This is a genomic window from Rickettsia endosymbiont of Culicoides newsteadi (assembly GCF_002259525.1).
Classification (GTDB): domain Bacteria; phylum Pseudomonadota; class Alphaproteobacteria; order Rickettsiales; family Rickettsiaceae; genus Tisiphia.
In genome coordinates this window covers 1-3,291 of the sequence record NZ_MWZE01000123.1, presented here as the reverse complement: position 1 = coordinate 3,291, position 3,291 = coordinate 1, and the positions used below count along the sequence as shown (strand labels likewise).

Below are 3,291 nucleotides of genomic sequence, written 5' to 3'. Positions count from 1 at the left end.
ACAAATGGTTATATCTATAAATATAGCAGATTTTTATGCTCCACTAATAGCTGTTTTCATTATTTTTGCGATATTTTTTTATTCCCTGATTTGTAGATTGCCATTACCCATAGAGGTATTAATCTTACAGGTGAAAGTTCTGTTATGGAAGGAGTAGCTGGAACACAAAGGTAATTTTTAATAATGCCCCCTTAAATCTTGTTAATTTATAATGACGCTTTAGGTTTTTAGTATATCATTATCTTGGTTCAACATCACAATTGGAGTTTTGTTGAGAAGATTGATCATTACAAGAATTAGGGTTAATTCTGCCTACAATTTCATCCAATGACACTTGAAAATAATCTGCTAGGGCTACGGTAACTGCACTACCTAAAGTTTTTTGTTTACCATTATCTTTCATAAATTGAGGTAGAGTTTCTTCACTAGACCCAATATTCTTAGATAAGACATATAGGTTAAGTTTTTGCTGCTCCAATTTTTTTTTGACAAATTCCCTTAAGTTGGTACTAACATCCTTAGGAGATACGTTGAGAAATTCTTGTGTTTCTTGATGAGATAATGCATAATCATCCCTTCCTACAATTTCATCCATAGAGCATTTAAAATAATTTGCAATTTTTAATATATTTATTAACTCTGGATTATCTCTTACAGCATTAATAATCTTAGATATAGTAGAATACGGAATGTCAGTTTTATATGCTAAATCTTTTCTTTTTAACTTCGTTTCTTCTAATTTTTTCTTTAAAAATCCTTGTATTTGGTGAACAAGAGCAATGTATTCTCATAATAAATTATTTTAACAAAATACCCAAAAAAACAGGTAGTTTTTTCTTGACACCTAAAAAAAACTATATTAAACTACAAAAATAGAATGAAATTATAAAAAGAAATCAGTACTTACTGACTAATTTTTTAAAACCAAAAAGACATTTTGGTAAATCTCATACTAAAAAAGCCAGTGTAACACTTAAGTATCGAGCTATTAATCAGGCTAGAGCTTGAATGTCACATTTGGAGTTATAAACTAGTAAGTACTTAGAAATTTTCCGAACTCGAAAGTACTTACTAGAGAAATTAATTCAACAGTATTGCTATTAAATTGCAACCTTTATTGAGGTGTTAACTATCAGCATATACCAATTTTTTCAACTAGTCAAACCCCATTATTTCTTTGCAGGTTTAATTAGTTATCGCAGTCAACCTGTTAGTTTCTTTTTGCCCATAAATCCATATCATATTGTTTACAATACTCAAACATAGATACAGTATTAGGATGATTTATGCCAAACTCCTTGACTTGCGGTTACCAAAAAATTTATAACTAAATAAGTTTTTTGCTTTACATGCAGCTTTAGCTCCTTGACTATATAAATAACTAACATATGCCATATTTTTACGATTATCTCTATATAAGTAATAATATATGGTATAAGCTTTATTATAGGATTCTATTGCTGATTTTATATTATCTTGGGTAAATAGAATATCACCTTGCACTACATACATAGCAGCTAAATCTGGATCTTCCAAATAATCTGCATTTTTGGGGTTTCTACGCTCATCGACTAAAAATATGGAGATAGCCTTGTTAACATGTTCTGAGGCTTGATTTAGCATGCCTAATCCTAATTCACTTCTTGCTATTACACTATAAATACAACCAAGTGCTTCAGTATCTTTGCAATGTTTACATAAATTATACAATTTCTTAGCTTGCTCATATGCTTCTTGGTATTTTCCAAGATAATTTAATATTTCTATTTTAAGTGTATAAAGAGGTATAAAAAATAGATCATCAGGACTTAGACCATTTTTAATAAAATTTTCTATAGTTTTACTATTTTGTTCTAATGACTCAGTATACTTTCCTTGTATAAATAATAACTGTGCTTTAAGTATATGTATATAGCTTAGTTCACTTTGATCCATTAAACCTTCATTAGACATTTTTTCCATAATTTGAATGTTTTTTTCGGCTTCTTGAACCTGCCCTAAAATAATATTACATATTGCTAAATTATAGAATAAAGTCCATTTGTAAGATTCATAACCTTCAACATTCTCAAATATTTCTTGGCCTCTTACAAAACATTCTCTTGCTGCCCTATAATTAGAATAACTTATATGATAAAGACCTATTGTCTGCATATACCTTATATATGCATATTTTTCATCATTATTCATTAACCATAATTTAAATTTTCCTTCCTGATCGGCTTTATTAAACCAAATAGCCTTCTTTGCTACAATAGAATAATTAAGGGAATTATGATGTTGAACCATTATTTGCAAATTAAGAGCCATAATTTTATATATATTTATATTATACTTTTCTGAATTTCTTAAAATTATTTCAAAATTTTCTTGTATAGTTTTAGCATTTCTAAAAATACGAGCTTTTACTGCATTCTTTGGTATATAATTCATTAATTTGGTAATAATATCCTCTAAATAAGATTTATTATTCCTGCTACCATTAATCTCTGCTATTTTTTGGACTATAATATCATGCGTTTCAAAGATCGGATTAGCTTCCTGTGGGTCAATATTAGATATTAAGGCAAATTTAGACAATTCATAAATATCATTATTCAATGTACGTTGATCATCAGTAATAAAACTTAGTAATTCTTTTGAAAAACCTTGATTATTTATTAAGGCGATTTTATTTAGTAAATTTCTAGCACTTGGTTTTAATTGATTGATAGTTAATATAATGTTCGATTTAATTCTATCTGTTGATTGTTGAATTTTTTTCTTATATTCGGCTTTATCTAAACCTTTTACATTATTTAATAATTGTATCCCTTGTACTGTCATGATAGGATAACCAGCAAATTCTTCGCTCAAGAATTCTACTACCTTTGGATCATTATTTTCTAAAATATTGTTAGCAAGAATACTGACGTCGTTTTTTGCAAGGACAGTCATTTTGACTATATTCGGTAATATTTCACTATCTTGGGAACAAAATATAACATGCCCATTATTTTCCCAATCAACAAATTCCTGAACTTTCTTATTTTCACTTACCTTCAGATTATCAAATATTATTAACCATTTATCTTGACTCGATAAATAGTTCATTATTTCTTTTCGTACTAATACAATATCTTCTGGTATTAGAGTAGATTTAGTAGAGTTATTAACCATACTATTAATAGCTTTGGCTAGCTTTAGTAGTTCTTGATTAATATCTAAATTACAATCAATAAACCAAATAAGTTTATAGTTATTTTGATTTTCATAACAATACATTCTAGCAAGTTGGGTTTTTCCCATGCC

2 protein-coding genes are annotated in these 3,291 nt (G+C 28.0%); both read right to left on the bottom strand.

All coding sequences use genetic code 11. The features are described 5' to 3' along the window. Window positions 1-238: 238 nt before the first annotated feature. Window positions 239-763, bottom strand: a complete 525-nt coding sequence (locus RiCNE_RS07745) for a helix-turn-helix domain-containing protein (protein ID WP_275656756.1) — start codon at window positions 761-763, stop codon at window positions 239-241. A gap of 521 nt (window positions 764-1,284) precedes the next feature. Further along, a partial coding sequence (locus RiCNE_RS07740) for a tetratricopeptide repeat protein (protein ID WP_192866951.1) occupies window positions 1,285-3,291 on the bottom strand: 2,007 nt, incomplete at its 5' end.